Origin of the sequence: Paraburkholderia atlantica (assembly GCF_009362785.1) — a bacterium.
GTDB classification, from domain to species: Bacteria; Pseudomonadota; Gammaproteobacteria; order Burkholderiales; family Burkholderiaceae; genus Paraburkholderia; species Paraburkholderia atlantica.
Window position 1 is genome coordinate 307223 of the sequence record NZ_WHNQ01000004.1, and the last position, 18081, is coordinate 325303.

Genomic DNA, 18081 nt, shown 5'->3' on the forward strand with positions numbered 1-18081 from the left:
GGCGACAAAAAGCGCGCCGTCATGCTTTCTGGCATTAGTCGCTTCTACTATAGCCCGGCATTTGGATATTCAAAGGAGAGTAGCCCACTTTTTAATTGAAAACGGTCTTTTTTTGGTGGCCCGCTATAGCAAACGGATTCCAGCGCGTGCGAAACGCCTCTGACGATGCGTGCAAAGCCCGGCGCCGGTAACGTGCCGTTACCGATCTTGCAGCACCTGTTGCTCCTGCTCTGTTCAAGACCATTTACACTTCGTGTCCGTGCCCAGCGGCGAATGAATAGCCAATGGAGAGTCCTTTGTCAGCCGCTCTGCTCGCGGCGGCTATTGAAAAAGACGCCGGGCCACCCTAATTTTGATCCACTCAAACACATGGTACTTGCGATGAAAGCTGGCTTTATTCGGACCGCCCTGGGGGCACTGGCAGTCTCGTTGGCAATGGCAGGCACCGCGAACGCGGCCGGTTGCCTGAAAGGAGCGGTAGTGGGCGGCGTCGCCGGGCACTATGCGGGACATCATGCGGTGGTCGGCGCCGTCGGCGGCTGTATCGTCGGACGGCATATGGCCAAAAAGCACGCGGAAGAACAGCAGGCGGCGGCTCAGGCCGCGCCGCATCAGCAAGCCAAAATGCAGTAACTGGAGAATGCGGGCGACCACTCAGGCAATGCGTAATCCGCGCGCGGGCAAGATCTCCTGGGTGGTTACGAAACGGTGCTGTTTGACCGCGTCGTGAAAGAGCCGGTAGTCGCTCTTCTCGAAGGCGGTCGTCCACTCCGGTCTGTCCCCGGTGTCGTCATCGCACAACAAACCGGTGGCCTGGTACTTCCACGAACCGTGTCCTTTGGCGATATACCCGGGCACAAGTTCTTTCAAACCCGGAATACGGCCGGCACTCACCCATTCGCAAACGGTTCTCAGACGCAGATTGTCGTCGGGTTCGCGGTTCGTATCGAGCAGTCGGGTCAGTGCGTCTTTGACGTCCTCCGGCATGCCGGGCTGGTTTTCGAAATCTTCACGTCCTGCCAGATAAGCTCGCACGACACGGCAACTCATGTCTGCCGCTTGCACGAAATCCGGCAAATTATGTCGTGAGATGAAGTGATTGCAGCCGTCGATGTAATGCCAGCGTGCCCACGGCTGGTCCGGATAGTGCAACGCGGCGCCGTGGCCGACCGGCAACGCGATTGTCAGAACGTCCGTCTCGACGCGCTCGATCAGATGCGCGACCGCCAGTTCCAGGCTCGCGAGCCAGCCTTTGCGCGTGCAGTCCTGCGCTTCGAGAAGATGCACGCGATTCCACGGGCTTTCGATGCCCGCGAATCCCTGGTGCGCCCAGGTATCGACATATGTGTGAAGCGTCACGCCGAGCCTGTGCAACGCGGTCTCCGAATCGCGCTGCCGGATCGCGCGCCGCACGACTTCGCGCGCGACTTCACTGTCGGGCCGGCAAACCGCCTTTTCCTCGAGACTGTCACCCACCCCGGCCGGCAGAAAATGGAACGGCGCCCACACGAGCCGATTCTGGTCGTTCTCGGTATTGGCGTAATCGAATAACTTGTGCGCGGTCGCGAATCGCTCGAATGTCTCGCCGCCTTTGAACCGCAGTATTCCGCTCGTCGTTGCGTCGTCGACGTATTGGCAGGCATGCGCGACGGTTTGCGCATCGCCGGCCGTCATGCCGCCGACGCGCGCGGCAATGTAGACCACGCCGTAATGGAAGTCGATATTCATGGCAGGCGCTCCTGGCGCGCGTAATCACATCCGGTTTGCGGCCGGCGATAGGGCGAGACGAATACAGGGAGCTGCGCGTGAGTAGATAGTAGACGAGCGAGTGGCACCCGACTTGAAATAACATGCGTATCGGTCGTGTTTTTCCACGTTTCTCGCCACCCTACTATTCGGGCTACTGAGGGAAAACTCCGGCGGTACCAGCGAGATGCAACCTGCCGGCACGGAAAGCCGCCGGGCGATGAGGCGGAAAACGTAACCCGGCCGACCGCCGGCGGTCAGGTCAAATGTGTAACGGAAAAACGATTGTTCCAGTGCTGGTTCAGATACTCGAGCGCGAACATCCGGTGACAATGATGTGGTAAATGTTCACTGCAAAGCAGGCAGCCCGATTCAAATAGCGCGATATCCAGATTGCTTTCCACACGGCGGCGCGCGATGAGGTCGAGATATTCCTCCCGAAAGTTCTCCCAGCTCAACTGCTTGCCCTGGTAGCGTTTGAGCAGTTCCGGCTCGGGAGCCAGCTCCGGTATTTCCACGTACGCCGCATCGCACAACTGCTCGAGAAAGAAAGGCAGATCCTGCTTTTTCGCAAAGCCCGCCAGTTGCGACGTGTTGTTGAGGCGAATGTCGAGCACCGTGCGCACCTGGGCGTCTTTCAACAAGCCGAAGAACTTCTGGGCGCTCTTGCCGGTAAATCCAATGCTGGCCACCTGCACGATGCTTTTGTCACGTTTCATGGTGAATCCCCTTGGCGCGCCATTCGGTGCCCATAAAAAAGCCCCGCTGCGATTGGCGCAGCGAGGCTCGGTGGCAGTGCATCTTTAGCGCCGCTCGCGCGCTTTACTTGACGATGTCGACCAGTTCGACTTCGAAGGTCAGATCGGTATTCGGCGGAATCGGGCCGACGCCGCGATCGCCGTATGCGGTCGCCGCCGGGCACGTGAGTCGCGCCTTGCCGCCGACTTTCATCTTCTGCACGCCTTGCGTCCAGCACGGAATCACGCGATTGAGCGGAAACGTGGCCGGCCCGCCATGCTTGGCCGAGCTATCGAACTCAGTGCCGTTGGGCAGCGTGCCGCGGTAGTTGACTTTTACCACGTCGGTCGCGGACGGTTGCGGGCCCGTGCCTTGCGTCAGATGTTCGACGATGACGCCGGACGGCAGCTTCTCCGTGGTCGGCGCGGCAGCCATCGCGGTCGAGGACAGAACGGCTGCGGCCAGCAAAGCAACGAGTGATTTCAAAGCTAATCTCCAATGGGGTAGTCCGTTTGATTGTAACGGATCGGGTGTCGGCCGAGGCTGCCAAATATTGCCGGATGCCGCGGGTCGCTGCGCGCCTGTCAGGTCCTCGCTGAACCGCTGCGCGACCCCGCGGTCCACATGAACATCCGGCGCGAGTCGCCGGCACACGAATCCGCCACACCCGTAGAGAGCGCTTTCGATGACCGAGCCGGCCAATTCCGACGACCCCGCTGACAACTCCACCGCCGCCCCGGCGCCCTCCGACGAGCGCGTTCGCGCGCCAAGGCCGCGCAGGATTCCGCGCAGCCGCGCCCAACAGGCGCGGCTCGATGCGCGCGAACCCGCCTTCGAGCCGCTGCCGTTCCCCTCATATTCACCTGACGCAGCGCGCCGCCCATTCGCGGACAAACTCGACGCATGGTTCGCTTCGCGCCATTGGCAGCCGTTCGAGTTTCAGCGCGAGGTATGGCGCAACATCGCCGCTGGCGCGAGCGGTGTGCTGCACGCAAGCACCGGGGCTGGCAAAACCTGGGCGGTGTGGTTCGGCGCGCTCGCCGCGTTCGCTAGCGCCGCGTCGACGCCCCGCAAGCATCCCGAACCGTTGACGGTGCTCTGGATCACGCCGATGCGCGCGCTCGCGGCCGACACCGCGCGCGCGTTGCAAAGCTCCGCCGCCGAACTCGCCGTACCCTGGAGCGTCGGTCTGCGCACCGGCGATACGTCGGCCGCCGAACGCGAGCGGCAAAATCGGCGCATGCCGTCCGCGCTCGTCACGACCCCCGAGAGTTTGACGCTGATCCTGACGCGCGCTGATGCGCGCGAAGTACTGTCTCAGGTACGGCTCGTGATCGTCGATGAATGGCACGAACTGCTCGGCAACAAACGTGGGACACAGACGCAACTCGCGCTCGCGCGTCTCACGCATTGGCGGGCCGGCTTGCAGGTGTGGGGGCTGTCGGCGACGCTCGGCAATCTGTCGTTCGCGACCGAAGTCCTGCTCGCGCCGGTCGCGACGCCGCGCGTCAGTGTGCATGGCGCGCTGCCGAAGGCGCTGATCGTCGATACGATCATTCCCGACACGATCGAGCGCTTTCCGTGGGGCGGTCATATGGGCATGCGTCAGGTCGATGCGGTCGCGCGCGCGATCGACGAAGCGCGCACCTCGCTCGTCTTCACGAACACGCGCTCGCAATGCGAGGTGTGGTATCAGGCGCTGCTCGACGCGCGCCCCGAATGGGCCGGCGTGATCGCGCTGCATCACGGCTCGCTCGATCAGCAGGTACGCGAGTGGGTCGAACGCGGGTTGAAGAACGGCTTGCTAAAGGTTGTGGTGTGTACGTCGAGTCTCGATCTCGGCGTCGATTTTCTGCCGGTGGAACGCGTGTTCCAGATCGGCTCGCCAAAGGGCGTTGCGCGTTTGATGCAGCGCGCGGGCCGCTCGGGACACGCGCCCGGTTTGCCGTCACGGGTGACGATCGTGCCGACGCATGCGCTCGAATTGATTGAAGCGGCGGCCGCGCGTGAAGCCGTCGACAAACGGCAGATCGAAAGCCGCGATACGCCGCACAAGCCGTTCGACGTGCTGGTTCAGCATCTCGTCACCGTCGCGATCGGCGGCGGCTTCGATGCGCGCGAGCTGTACGATGAACTTCTGCATGCCTATGCATATCGCGATCTGACGCAGCAGGAGTTCGACTGGGCGCTGGGTTTCGTCGAAGGCGGCGGCGCGACGCTGCGGGCGTATCCCGACTACCATCGAGTCGCGCGCGATAGCGACGGCCTGTACCGCGTGCCGCGCAACGATCTCGCGCGCCGGCATCGCAACAACATCGGCACGATCGTCGCGAATGGCACGCTGAATGTGGCGTATCTATCGGGCGGGCGCATTGGTGCCATCGAGGAATCGTTCGTCTCACGACTCAAGCCCGGCGATGTGTTCACGTTCGGCGGCCGCGCGCTGGAACTGATCCGCGTGCAGGACATGACGGCGTGGGTGCGACGTGCGAGCTCATCGCGTGGGGCAATGCCGCAATGGGCCGGCAGCCGCATGCCGTTATCGTCCGACCTCGCCGACGCGACTCTGACGATGCTCGCGCGCGCCGCCGACGACATCTACGACGAACCTGAAATGCGCGCGGTGCGGCCGCTGCTCGAATTGCAGCAGAAATGGTCAGCATTGCCCGAGCCGGGCGTGCTGGTCATCGAGTTGCTGAAATCGCGCGAGGGTCACCACTTCTTCTGCTATCCATTCGCAGGGCGCACCGCGCATATCGGGCTTGGCGCTGTGCTCGCGTGGCGAGTCGCGCGTGACAAACCCGGCACGTTTTCGATTTCGATGAACGACTACGGTTTCGAATTGCTATGCACGCAGGCGTTCGACTGGGACGCGCAACTGCAGAATGGCCTGCTTTCACCTGACGAACTCGATCACGACATTCTTGCGAGCCTCAATTCGTCCGAACTCTCTTTGCGACGTTTTCGCGAGATTGCGCGGGTGTCGGGACTCGTATTCCAGGCGCATCCGGGACAGCAGAAAAGCGCGCGGCAATTGCAGGCATCGAGCGGGCTTTTCTACGAGATCTTTCGTCAGCACGATCGCGGCAATCTGCTGCTGGGCCAGGCCGATACCGAAGTACTGCTGCAGGAACTCGACGTGCGGCGCATTCGTATTGCGCTCGAACGAATGAACGCGAGCCGCGTCGTGCTCACGCGGCCCAGAAAGCCGACGCCGTTCGCATTTCCGTTGATCGTCGGACGCCTGCGCGAAAAAGTCAGCACCGAGAAGCTCGCGGATCGCGTCGAACGAATGCTGGCAGAACTCGAAAGGGCGGCGCAACGATGACGGCGACCTCGCTTGCGATCGACGTCGGCGGACGACCTCTCGTGCTATCGAGCTTGCGCGCGTGTTTCGATCCGGTGCTGCGCGCGCTTTTTATCGCCGATGCGCATTTCGGCAAGGATGCGGTATTTCGCGCGCGCGGCATTCCGGTGCCGACTGGTTCGACTGCGGAGAATCTGCTGCGGATCGATCGTCTGATCGCCGAGTTCGAGCCGGCGACGCTGGTGCTCCTCGGCGATCTACTGCATGCGCGCGAGTCGCTTTCGACGCTCACGCTCGATGCGTTGCATGCATGGCGCGCGCGGCATGCGTCGCTGCGCGTGGTGCTAGTCGAAGGCAATCACGATCGGCATGCCGGTGCGTTGCCGCTTACGTTGGATGTCGAGTCTGTGCGCGAGCCGTGGCATTTCGGGGCGTGGGCGCTGTGTCATCACCCGCATGCGGTCGATCGCGCGTATGTGCTCGCGGGGCATGTGCATCCAGTCTATCGGATCGCGACGCGGACCGATTCAGTGCGGGTGCCGTGCTTTCGCTTTGGGATCGATCGGGGGGTGCTGCCGGCGTTCGGGAGCTTTACTGGAGGCGCGCGTGAGACGGGGCGCGTTTCGGGGGAGAGGGTTTTTCTGGTGGTGCAGGAGAGGGTGATCGAGTTGAGGGGTTGAGTGGACGGCGGGGGCCGTCCACTTTGTTGCCTGATTGGGTTTCGTTTGCGGGTTGGTTTGCTGATTCGCTAGCTGGTTTTTTTGCTGGGTTTCTTGCTGGGTTTTTCGCGGCAAACTTCCCGCGGTGCTCGAGCGGGATTGGTGTAGAGGCCGGGCGGCGCCGGCCTGCTCTCCTGGAAGGAGTCCCGCAAAGTTCGCGGGACTCTTGCCACTGCTTAGTGGTTGCTGCCGCCGTGGCCGCCATTGCCGGAGCCACCGCCGCCGTAGCCGCCATGACCTCCGTGGCCACCGTTTCCGAAGCCGCCGTTTCCGAAGCCGCCGCTGCCGAAGCCGCCGCTGCCGAAGCCGCCGTTGCCGAAGCCGCCACCGCTGCCGCCACCGTTGCCGCCATGGCCGCCGTGACCTCCGTTGCCTGGACCACCGCTGCCTTGGCCGCCGCCGTTGCCTTCGCCACCTCCGTTGCCGCCATGGCCGCCGTGACCTCCGTTGCCTGGACCACCGCTGCCTTGGCCGCCGCCGTTGCCTTCGCCACCTCCGTTGCCGCCATGGCCGCCGTGTCCGGAGCCTCCGTTGCCCTGGCCGCCGCCGTCACCGCCATCGCCACCGTTGCCGGAACCACCGTTCCCGTGGCCGCCACCGCCTTCGCCGCCATGGCCGCCGTGTCCGGAACCGCCGCTGCCCTGGCCGCCGCCTTCACCACCATGGCCACCGTTGCCGGAACCGCCGTTGCCCTGGCCGCCACCGCCTTCGCCGCCATGGCCGCCGTGTCCGGAACCGCCGTTGCCCTGGCCGCCACCGCCTTCGCCACCATGGCCGCCGTTGCCGGAACCGCCGCTGCCCTGGCCGCCACCGCCTTCGCCACCATGGCCGCCGTTGCCGGAACCGCCGCTGCCCTGGCCGCCACCGCCTTCACCGCCGTGGCCGCCGTGTCCGGAACCGCCGCTGCCCTGGCCACCGCCTTCACCGCCATGGCCACCGTTGCCGGAACCGCCGTTGCCTTGGCCGCCGCCTTCACCGCCATGGCCACCATGTCCAGAGCCGCCGCTGCCCTGGCCGCCGCCTTCGCCGCCATGGCCACCGTGTCCGAAACCGCCGCTGCCCTGGCCGCCACCGCCTTCACCGCCATGGCCGCCATGGCCGCCATGTCCAGAGCCTCCGCTGCCCTGGCCGCCGCCTTCGCCACCATGGCCGCCGTTACCGGAACCGCCTTTGCCTTCGCCACCGCTGCTACCGTGGCCAGCATCGCCATGGCCACCGTCACCATGACCGCTGTCGCCGTGACCGCTTTCGCCATGACCGCTTTCGCCGTGACTGCCGTCACCACCGTGGCCATGTCCATGACCACCGTCACCATCGCCACCGTGGCCGTGACCATGTCCGCCATCGCCGTCACCATCACCACCGTGGCCGTGACCATGTCCGCCATCGCCGTCACCATCACCACCGTGGCCGTGGCCATGACCGCCATCGCCGTCACCATCACCACCGTGGCCGTGGCCATGACCGCCATCGCCGTCACCGTCACCACCGTGGCCGTGGCCATGACCGCCATCGCCGTCACCGTCACCACCGTGGCCGTGGCCATGACCGCCGTCGCCGTCACCGTCACCACCGTGGCCGTGACCATGACCGCCGTCGCCGTCGCCATCACCGCCGTGGCCGTGCCCATGACCACCGTCGCCGTCGCCATCACCGCCGTGGCCGTGCCCATGACCACCGTCGCCTTCGCCATCACCGCCGTGGCCGTGCCCATGACCACCGTCGCCTTCGCCATCACCGCCGTGGCCATGTCCATGACCACCGTCGCCGTCGCCATCGCCGCCGTGGGCATGTCCATGACCACCGTCGCCGTCGCCATCACCACCATGGCCATGTCCATGACCGCCATCGCCGTCACCATCGCCACCATGGCCATGACCGCCATCGCCGTCACCATTGCCATCGTGGCCGTGACCATGACCACCGTCGCCGTCACCATCGCCACCGTGGCCATGTCCATGACCGCCATCGCCGTCACCATCGCCACCATGGCCATGACCATGACCGCCATCGCCGTCACCATCACCACCATGGCCATGACCATGACCGCCATCGCCGTCACCATCACCACCGTGGCCGTGGCCATGACCGCCGTCGCCGTCACCATCGCCACCATGGCCATGACCATGACCGCCATCACCGCCATGGCCATGTCCATGCCCATGCCCACCACCACCGTCCCCACCATCCCCGCCGTTATCACCGCCACCATTGTTGCCGCCATCGCCGCCCGTGCCGCCATTCCCCGAGCCATCGCCACCGCTTCCAGCGCCACCGTTACCGTTGTCGCCAGATCCGCCATTGCCGTTGTTGCCGCCGGTACCTCCCGAGCCCACCCCTCCCGTGCCGGAATTAGCCGAACTATTTCCGCCACTGCTGCCCGCGCCCGTCGACGACGTTCCGTTGCCCGCCGACGAACCGGTCGACGACGTCGGGCCGAGCCCCGCCGCCGCGATGCCAAGGGCGCCCGCCCCGAGCTGTCCGAATCCCTGCGACGTGCAGCCCGGCCCGCCGCCCGACGGACATCCGCCGTGCACGCTCGCTTCAGCGAGCACCATCACTCCAGGATTGGTTGCCGGCGCGGCGGTGCTCCCCGAATTCGTCTGCGCACCCGCCATCGCCGCATAAAGACTGACAGCGACCGCCAAAGCCGCCCGCCGCGTGCCAAGTATCCACGCGTCCCCGTTTTGCTTTTTCATTTCACCCTCCTAATTATTTCCCCTGAGCGACCGGTCCAATTAACGAGTGAATATCCGCTCGTCAAAAAAACGAAAGTCAAAGCCTTTGCGCAACTTCGCCTTATGCGAATTAAAATGCGCTCGCACTAAATACTTCTCTCACGGAAAATCCCCGGTCCGATTTGGCGTGCTTCGAGAGAATGGGCTGGCCGTGCGCGCACGTGATCGTGAGAGCCGCACAGCGAGGCTTGATGGACGTTGAAGTTATTCGCAGTGCAATCGCGCGACCGTGCGTTAGACCACGCAATGCGATATTGGCGATGCGGCTTGCCAGGCAGGGGGAAACGACGATGCGTCCGTCAAATCCGCTAATCCAGATTCTTCAGACGGGAAGCCAAAACTATCACCCGCGACACAATTGAACCGACAAAAAGAAAATTAACATTTGGTTTGATCTTACGAATTCAGTCTATTTAACATCGTCCGTTTTATTCATGTGGCCATTCGCACATAAAAATGAAAATTCAAAAATCGGAATGAGAGCAATCCAATAGACAACGCAATGAAAATCACCGAAATGCGCACGCGAAACATTACGCGTCGTTGCATAACGCGTGTGCGTCGCAAAAAGCGATGTGGCGATGCGCGCTGCCTCGCACAGTCGTCGAACGTGCGCCTCAGCCGCACACGATCGCGACCCACGCGGTATCCAAAGTGTCGTGGCGCAACCACCAGCGCGTCAGATAACCAACACATCGGCGCGCGCGCTTTTCCCGGAGCATTCCCACCATCTTCGGCGCTACCGCCGCGTATCGTCGTTGCGCGGCCCGCAAACGCCTGTCCCCGCGAGCCCCTGCGCGGGATTGCCTCCATACGCGGGTAAACCTTTGTTTGACTTCGACGCGCCGCCCCGTTTACTGCACGCAGCCGAATCTCTCAATCCGCTTTCATTCACGCCCGCATTTTGTTTGGTCTGCCGAGCAGTGTTCTGCGAGCGCCCTCCCCTCACCGACGAGGTACAACATGGTTACTATCTCCAGCAGCGCCGTCGACGAATTCAAATCCACATTGCGCGGCCAGCTTCTGCTGCCCGACACGCCGGGCTTCGACGCGGCGCGCAGCATCTGGAACGCGATGATCGACCGTACACCCGCGATGATCCTGCGCTGCGCAGGTGTTGCCGACGTGCGCAGCGGCGTCGCTTTCGCGCGCGACAACGGCCTGCCGCTCGCCATTCGCGGCGGCGGTCACAACATTGGCGGCAGCGCTGTGTGCGACGATGGCCTCGTGCTCGATCTATCCACGATGAAATCGGTGCGTATCGACCCGCAAGCACGGCGCGCGTATGTCGAACCTGGCGCGACGCTGCATGATTTCGATCACGAAGCGCAGGCATTCGGACTCGCGACGCCACTCGGCATCAACTCGACGACCGGCGTCGCGGGTCTGACGCTCGGCGGCGGTTTCGGCTGGCTGAGCCGCCGCTACGGCATGACGATCGACAACCTCGTCGCGGCCGACATCGTCACCGCCGACGGTGAGCTGCGCCACGTGAGCGCGACCTCGCACGACGATCTGTTCTGGGCGATTCGCGGCGGCGGCGGCAATTTCGGCGTCGTTACGCTATTCGAGTTCGCGCTGCATGAGGTCGGCCCGCTCGTCTATGGCGGCCTTGTCGTGTTGCCGCTCGCCGACGCGAAGGAAGCACTGATCAAATACCGCGACGCCACGCCCACGATGCCCGACGAGCTCGCCGTATGGGCCGTCGCGCGGCTCGCGCCGCCGCTGCCCTTCCTGCCGCCCGAGGTGCACGGCAAACCCGTGCTGGTGTTCGCGATGTGCTACAACGGGCCGGTCGACAAAGGCCCAGCCGCGGTGGAAGCCGTGCGCGGCTTCGGCAAGCCGCTCGGCGAACATCTTGGTCCGATGCCCTATGAAATGTGGCAACAGGCCTTTGATCCGCTGCTCACGCCAGGCGCGCGCAACTACTGGAAGTCGCACAACCTCGGCACCATCGACGATGGTCTGATCGACGCGCTGATCCGCGCGATCGACACGCTGCCGTCCGCGCAATGCGAAATTTTCTTCGGGCTGATCGGCGCGCAAACGCAGCGCGTCGCGGTCGACGCGACCGCTTACCCGGCCCGCGAGACGCTCTACGGGATGAACGTGCACGGCCGCTGGGACGACGCGCGCGACGACGAGCGCTGCGTCGCATGGGCGCGCGACTTTTTCAATGCGTCGCGCCCGTTCGCGCTAGGCAGCGTGTACGTCAACTTCATGACGGAGGAAGAAGGCGGCCGCATCGCGGATGCTTATGGGCCGAACTATGAGCGCCTCGTCGCCCTGAAAAACCGCTACGATCCGCACAACCTGTTTCGCCATAACCAGAACATTCGCCCAACGGTGTAGCGACGACGCGCAACAGCAAGCCGCGCGAAACTGCGAACTGCAAATGGCCGCGACGCCCTGGCGCAAGGCGGCGCGGCGCTTGGGCACGCTCCCTGCTACCTTGTCGGCTGTAGATGCCCGCGATGCGTGCGTCGCACGTCGCGGCATGCCCGCTCAACGACAATCGTCGCGCGCACGGAACCTCTCGTACGCAAATGAGAACAAAGCAAAGCAAGGCAGGCAATTCGCCGCACTCTTCCATAACGTACAACATGCGTGAGAAACGCAAAGGAAAACAGTCATGCGCAGACGACAATTCATCATGACCGGCAGCGCTGCATTGGCCGTCGCAGGCCTGAGCCTCACCGGTTGCACGACGACTTCGCCGTCCTCGAACGCATCACCATCGGCCAATGCCGGCAAGCGCGACACGATCAACGCGGGCGTCGACTCGACGCTCGCACGTCTCTACGAAAACGTCGACGGTTCGCGCGACCTCGTTGCGAAAGCGCGCGGCGTGCTGGTGTTCCCGTCAGTGATCTCGGCCGGCTTCTGGGTCGGCGCACAGTATGGTGAAGGGGCGATGCGCATCGGCGGCCGTACGGTCGGCTACTTCAGCACGGTCGCAGGCTCATTCGGCTTGCAGATCGGCGCCCAGTCGAAGGCGCTCGTGTTTCTGTTCATGACGCAGGAAGCGCTCGACGAATTCATGCACAGCCAGGGCTGGGCGGTCGGCGCAAACGCGACCGTCGCCGTGCTGAAGGTCGGCGCGAATGGCGCGGTCGATTCATCGACCGCGACGAGCCCAGTGCAGGCTTTCGTGCTGACCAATGGCGGTTTGATGGCCGGGGTGTCGCTCGAAGGCACGAAGGTGTCCAGGCTGACTATCTGAGTATCTGAGCGGAGCCTCCGCTCATGCGGATTTGTGGTGCGCGCGCGCCGCGCGAATGCACGACAGATCCGCGCCGCGCGTTCAAGCCATCGCGTTCCCGCCCGCTTCCCCGGCGCCATTCATCGCGCTACGGTAAAATCCACGCCTTTCGCAAACCGTCCGCGCCCCGCGGACGCATCCTTCGCGCAGCCGCGCGCGTTGCCAAACCCGTTCAGCGCAGCCCATGCGGGCCTCAGCATTGCGCTCGCGCGCCACCTCGAAAAACATGATCATCGCTAGTCCCGCTTCCGGTCGGCCCGCCTGGCTGTCCGGCATTCGCAGCAATGTGCTCGCAGGCCTGACCTCGTCGTTCGCGCTGGTGCCCGAATGCATCGCCTTTGCGCTCGTCGCCCATCTGAATCCGTTGATGGGTCTGTACGGCGCATTCTTCATCTGCACTATCACCGCGCTATTCGGCGGACGTCCCGGCATGATTTCGGGCGCGGCGGGCTCGATGGCCGTCGTGATCGTCGCGCTCGTCGTCGAGCACGGCGCGCAGTATCTGCTCGCGACCGTGATTCTGAGCGGCCTGCTGATGATGCTGTTCGGCGTACTGCGGCTCGGCAAACTGATCCGCATGGTCCCGCATCCGGTGATGCTCGGCTTCGTCAACGGACTGGCGATCGTCATCGCGACCGCGCAGCTCGCGCACTTCAAGACGGCCACGCCGCACGGCGAAGCATGGCTGCACGGCAGCGCGCTCGCGACGATGTGCGCGCTGGTCGCGCTGACGATGGCGATCGTCTATCTGCTGCCGCGGCTCACGCGCGCCGCGCCGCCGGCGCTCGTCGCCATTGTCGGCATCGGCCTTTTCACGCAACTGCTGCATCTGCCGACGCGCACGCTCGGCGATATGGCGCATATCGCCGGCAATCTGCCGACGCTGCATCTGCCCGACGTGCCGCTCGATCTCGAAACGCTGCGCATCATCCTGCCGTACGCGGTGCTGATCGCGATCGTCGGTCTGCTCGAAACGCTGCTGACCTTCAACCTGACCGACGAAATCACCGAAACGCGCGGTCAGCCGAATCGCGAATGCGTCGCGCTCGGCGCGGCGAATATCGCCTCGGGACTGTTCGGCGGCATGGGCGGTTGCGCGATGATCGGCCAGACCATGATCAACCTGAATTCGGGGGGACGTTTGCGGCTGTCGGGAATCGTCAGCGGCGTGATGATCCTGCTGTACATCCTGTTCCTGTCGCCGCTGATCGAGCGGATTCCGCTCGCGGCGCTGGTCGGCGTGATGTTCGTGGTCGCGCAGCAGACCTTCGCGTGGGGCTCGCTGCGCGTGCTCGGCAAGGTGCCGCGCAACGACGCGCTCGTGATCGTCGCGGTCACGGTCATTACCGTGTTTGCCGATCTCGCGGTCGCGGTGATGTGCGGCATCGTGATCGCCGCGCTCGACTTCGCGTGGCAGCATGCGCGCGAAATTCACGCGCACGCGGAGGATCGCGCGGGCCATAAGACCTATGTGCCGCGCGGCACGCTGTTTTTCGCGTCGACGGCGCGTTTTCACGAGCTGTTCGATCCCGCGCGCGACCCGGCGAGCGTGACCGTCGATTGCAGTCATCTGCTGCTCGCCGATCATTCGGCGCTCGCCGCGTTGCAGGGGCTGGCCGAACGCTATCGCAAGGCGGGCAAAGAGTTGCGGATGCAGAACCTGTCGGAGCGCAACCGCCAATTGTTGAGCCGCGCGGGAATCGGCTTCGCGTGAGACACGCAGCGCGTTGCGAGCGCGCGTGCGGTGAATGCTCGCGCGTGCATCGACAACGCGGCCTGGCGCTTTAGCGCTGCTCCGGCAACTTGAACACCGCGATCGCCGCCGACAATTGCCCGGTCTGCGTCTTCAGCACATCGGCCGACGCGCTCGCTTCCTCTACGAGCGCCGCATTCTGCTGCGTCGTCTGATCCATGCTCGCGACCGCGATGTTGACCTGCTCGATGCCCGAGGTCTGCTCGACCGACGCCGCGCTGATCTCGCCCATGATGTCGTTGACACGACGTACCGCCTGCACGACTTCCTGCATCGTGTCGCCCGCGCGTCCGACGTGCTCCGAACCGCCCGCGATCTGCGCGGCCGATTCCTCGATCAGCGCCTTGATTTCCTTAGCGGCAGCCGCGCTGCGTTGCGCGAGCGTACGCACTTCGCCCGCGACCACCGCGAAACCGCGGCCCTCCTCGCCCGCGCGCGCCGCCTCGACGGCCGCGTTCAACGCGAGAATATTGGTCTGAAACGCAATCCCTTCGATCACGCCGATGATGTCGCCGATCCGATGCGACGACTGTGAAATCCCGCGCATCGTGTCGATCACCTGACCGACCACCGCGCCGCCGCGCGCCGCGGTTTCCGACGCGTTGTGCGCGAGCTGGCTCGCCTGCTTCGCGTTGTCGGCGTTCTGACGCACGGTCGCGGTGATCTGCTCCATGCTCGACGCGGTCTCGCCGAGCGCGGCCGCCTGCTGCTCGGTGCGGCGCGACAGGTCCGAATTGCCCGCGGCGATCTCGTTCGATACCGACGAAATCAGCGTCGCGCCGCTGCGAATCTGCTCGATCGCCTGCGCGAGACGCTGCTGCATCCGTTTCATCGCGGCGAGCAGACTGGTACTGTCGCCGGTCTTCGTATCGACGATCACGTCGAGGTCGCCGTCCGCGATACGCGACGCGATCTGCACCGCGTACGCCGGTTCGCCGCCAAGCTGACGCAGAATGCTGCGCACGATCACGCCGATCACCAGCGACACGAGCGCGCACAGCACCAGCGCCGCGATCACGTATTGCGCGAGGGTGCGGTAGAACACCGCCTCGATGTCGTCCGTGAACACGCCGGTGACGATGGTCCAGTCCCACGGCTTGTAAAGGCGCATGTAGTTGCTCTTCGGCGCGAGCTGGTTGGTGCCGGGCTTCGGGAACATCAGATGGACGAATGCCTCGCCTTCGCGCTGAGTCTGTTCGGAACCTTCCTTGAACACATGACGGCCGTCAGGATCGGTGACGGTGCTCATGTCCTTGCCGACGAGGTCGGCGCGCGTGGCATGCATCAGCACGTGCGCGCGGCTGTCTTCGAGCACGAGATAGCCGCCGGCACCGTCGTAGCGCATTGCGCGCAGGTCGTCCATCGCGGCGCGCTGCGCGTCGGCGAGCGGCATCGTGCCGGCCGTGGCGAGCGCGTTATAGCGATCGAGCACGCTGTATGCGATGCTGACCACGTTTTTCAGCTCGCCCTCGCGATCGGCGATCATCGTGTCGCGCGTTTTGTATGCGCCCCACAGGCCGATCGCCAGAATCCCCATGCACATCACCGCGAGTGCGAGCCACAGTCGCACTTTCAGGCGAAACCGTTCCATCTTCCGTATCCCTTGTCGTGGTTTGCGGTTGTCCGCGCGAGCGGACAGCCGCAAACGTTTCATGTCGTTGTCGGGATTAACGGCGCGACGGCGGAAAACTTCAGTGCTACTCCAAGGTTGCGGGTTTCAGTCCGCCGGCAGCGTCAGCGCCGCCACCTCGCAGCGCGGCCATTGCCGCAGCACGTCGGGCGACATCAGCAGCTTGGCCGCGCGCACGCCGGCGCCCATCACGATCTGCGTGCGCTCCATCACCGCGGCGTCGACCAGGACGCGCCAGTCGGCCGGCAGACCGAAGGCGGTAATGCCGCCGAACTCCATCCGGCTATGCTCGACCGCCGCCTCGCGCTTCGCGAATGACAGCCGCTGCGCGCCGAGTTCGGCCTTCACCGCGCCGTTGATGTCGAGCCGCCGCGAGCCGAGCGACACCAGCGCCGCGAAGTGCTCGCCACCGTCTTTCTTATAGCGGATCACGATCGTGTTCGCGCAGTCTTCGAGGCCGAAGCCATAGCGCGCGCTGAATGCGGCGGTGTCGGAGGCGTCGTCGGTGACGGCGAACACCGTGATTCCGTGCGCCGGCAATTGTTCGATGACATGCGCGGACAAATGCGCGCGCCACTGGTCGCGCTCGATGACGTCCAGTTGCTGTACCAGTTCGTGCGAATGCATGATGAGCGGAAAGATGACATTAACCCGCTGCATTCTAGCGGTACGCGCGGGCGGCCGCGAAACGGGCCATCGAAGCAGGCCATGAAAACAGGCCGTGAAGCCCGCCGCTTAACTTGTATAGTGACGGGCACGAGGTTTGCGAAAAGCGACAAGGCAAACACCGTGAAAGCGCCGTCACGATTCAGACACGATCATGGACATCGATACCCTTTCTCGCGAGAACCTCCAGCAGGCCGCGCGTCACCAGGCCAATTGGGCGATGGGCGCACTGCGGCAATTCACGGAGAACCGCTGCCTGGAGATGGCGGCGAGCATCGCGTTCTATGCGGCGTTTTCGCTCGCGCCGACGCTCGTGATGGTGATCGCGGTGGCCGGCTGGTTCTTCGGCCCGGCGGCCGCGCGCGGCGAGCTGTTCGGCCACATCAACGGCCTGATCGGCGACCAGGCCGCAGCCGGCGTGCAGACGATCGTCGAGAACGCGCATCACGCGGGCGCCAAAGGGGGCATCGCGACGATCATTTCGTTCTCGCTGCTGGCGATCGGCGCGTCGGCGACGTTCTCGTCGCTGAACAGCGCGCTCAATATAGTGTGGCCCTACACCGGGCCGCGCACGGCCAGCTGGCTCGCGCTCGTGCGGGTACGGCTGATTTCGTTCGGACTCGTGCTCGGCGTCGCGTTCCTGCTGATCGTATCGCTGGTGCTCGATACGGTCATCGCCTTTATCGGCGAGTGGCTGTGGGGCGACTCGCCCTATGTCGTGATCGGCAATCTGCTGCAGCTCGGCGTCGGGCTGCTCGTGCTGATGTTCGCATTCGCCGCACTGCTGAAGTTCCTGCCCGACGCTCGGGTGCTGTGGCGCGATGCGCTGGTGGGCGGCGTCGTCGCGGCCGTGCTGTTCACGGGCGGCAGAAAGCTGTTCGCGCTCTATCTCGCGCATGCGGGAATGGCCAGCGCGTTCGGCGCGGCCGGCTCGCTCGCGGTGCTGCTGATGTGGCTGTACTTCTCGGCGCTGGTGCTGCTGCTCGGCGCGGAGTTCTCGGCGGCGCGCGGCAGGCTGCACGATCCGCGCGGCGGCTGGGGCATGCAGGGGGAAGCGCCGCCGGGCAGCCGCGCGAAGCTTGCGTCGGTGCTGGCGGCATCGACCGTCGCGGGGAACGCCGTTTCGTCGGCTCGCACGGCTGTGCGTGTTGCCAGCCAAACGACCGCGCCGCTGCCGCCGTCAGGGATCGGCGTGGCCGCGAAAACGCGCTCCGCGCATGAGACCGCGGTGGACGTTACGCGCAAGGTGCTCGACGTCGAAGCGCAAGCCACCCGTCTCGCGGCGTCGGCCATCGTCGAAGCACGCCGCCAGGCGACGGCCGCCGACCGCTACGTGCGACGCAACCCGTGGACCTCGGTGCTGCTCGCGGCCGCCGCGGGACTCACGGCCGCGGCCATGGCGCGCCGTGGCGCCGATAGGCGCTGAAATGTGTTGCGCCGTCAAACCACTCGATGGCGCTTGGACACAACGCGCTTCTTCTGTCCAGCCTGGCTAGTCATTTCGCCGACTATTTCTTTTATG

General features: G+C 64.6%; 13 protein-coding genes. 8 read left to right on the forward strand and 5 right to left on the reverse strand.

Going from position 1 to position 18081, the window contains the following annotated elements:
* The first annotated feature begins 381 nt into the window (after positions 1–381).
* On the forward strand, positions 382–633 hold the full coding sequence (locus tag GCT19_RS08010; protein WP_026228443.1) for a hypothetical protein: 252 nt from the start codon (positions 382–384) through the stop codon (positions 631–633).
* A gap of 21 nt (positions 634–654) precedes the next feature.
* Here the strand turns inward: GCT19_RS08010 and GCT19_RS08015 are convergent, their stop codons facing one another.
* The 3 genes from GCT19_RS08015 to GCT19_RS08025 form a co-directional block, all read right to left on the reverse strand.
* Positions 655–1728 (reverse strand): DUF6765 family protein, encoded by a 1074-nt coding sequence (locus GCT19_RS08015; protein ID WP_018434160.1) that lies wholly within the window; start codon positions 1726–1728, stop codon positions 655–657.
* A 275-nt stretch (positions 1729–2003) separates the two neighbouring features.
* Positions 2004–2465 carry a DUF488 domain-containing protein gene (locus GCT19_RS08020; RefSeq protein WP_152851571.1) on the reverse strand — a complete coding sequence of 154 codons (462 nt, stop codon included), beginning with the start codon at positions 2463–2465 and terminating at the stop codon, positions 2004–2006.
* Between the two features lie 103 nt (positions 2466–2568).
* A complete protein-coding gene (locus tag GCT19_RS08025) occupies positions 2569–2919 on the reverse strand; it encodes an FKBP-type peptidyl-prolyl cis-trans isomerase (protein WP_373685682.1) in 351 nt (116 codons plus the stop codon).
* Positions 2920–3169: 250 nt separating this feature from the next.
* Here GCT19_RS08025 and GCT19_RS08030 point away from each other — a divergent pair, with 250 nt between their 5' ends.
* The 6 genes from GCT19_RS08030 (at position 3170) to GCT19_RS08055 (ending at position 14224) form a co-directional block, all read left to right on the forward strand.
* Positions 3170–5812 (forward strand): ligase-associated DNA damage response DEXH box helicase, encoded by a 2643-nt coding sequence (locus tag GCT19_RS08030; protein WP_152851572.1) that lies wholly within the window; start codon positions 3170–3172, stop codon positions 5810–5812.
* On the forward strand, positions 5809–6471 hold the full coding sequence (gene pdeM, locus GCT19_RS08035) for a ligase-associated DNA damage response endonuclease PdeM (protein ID WP_152851573.1): 663 nt from the start codon (positions 5809–5811) through the stop codon (positions 6469–6471). The genes GCT19_RS08030 and pdeM overlap by 4 nt, the downstream gene beginning before the upstream one ends.
* Positions 6472–6704: 233 nt before the next feature.
* Positions 6705–9338, forward strand: a complete 2634-nt coding sequence (locus GCT19_RS42650) for a hypothetical protein (protein ID WP_193727381.1) — start codon at positions 6705–6707, stop codon at positions 9336–9338.
* Positions 9339–10211: 873 nt separating this feature from the next.
* On the forward strand, positions 10212–11600 hold the full coding sequence (locus tag GCT19_RS08045; RefSeq protein ID WP_152851574.1) for an FAD-binding oxidoreductase: 1389 nt from the start codon (positions 10212–10214) through the stop codon (positions 11598–11600).
* Positions 11601–11880: 280 nt separating this feature from the next.
* The gene (locus GCT19_RS08050; protein ID WP_152851575.1) at positions 11881–12471 is read left to right on the forward strand and encodes a BPSL1445 family SYLF domain-containing lipoprotein; all 591 of its coding nucleotides are present in this window, start codon (positions 11881–11883) and stop codon (positions 12469–12471) included.
* A 265-nt stretch (positions 12472–12736) separates the two neighbouring features.
* On the forward strand, positions 12737–14224 hold the full coding sequence (locus GCT19_RS08055; protein WP_152851576.1) for a SulP family inorganic anion transporter: 1488 nt from the start codon (positions 12737–12739) through the stop codon (positions 14222–14224).
* Positions 14225–14294: 70 nt separating this feature from the next.
* On the opposite strand, the gene GCT19_RS08060 is transcribed toward GCT19_RS08055, so the two are convergent.
* Positions 14295–15854, reverse strand: a complete 1560-nt coding sequence (locus GCT19_RS08060) for a methyl-accepting chemotaxis protein (protein WP_018434153.1) — start codon at positions 15852–15854, stop codon at positions 14295–14297.
* 126 nt (positions 15855–15980) lie between these two features.
* The gene (locus tag GCT19_RS08065) at positions 15981–16520 is read right to left on the reverse strand and encodes a YbaK/EbsC family protein (protein ID WP_026228442.1); all 540 of its coding nucleotides are present in this window, start codon (positions 16518–16520) and stop codon (positions 15981–15983) included.
* A 193-nt stretch (positions 16521–16713) separates the two neighbouring features.
* On the opposite strand from GCT19_RS08065, the gene GCT19_RS08070 reads away from it, so the two are divergent.
* Entirely contained in the window at positions 16714–17985 is a 1272-nt protein-coding gene (locus GCT19_RS08070) for a YihY/virulence factor BrkB family protein (RefSeq protein WP_152851577.1), read from the forward strand.
* The last annotated feature ends 96 nt before the right edge of the window (positions 17986–18081 follow it).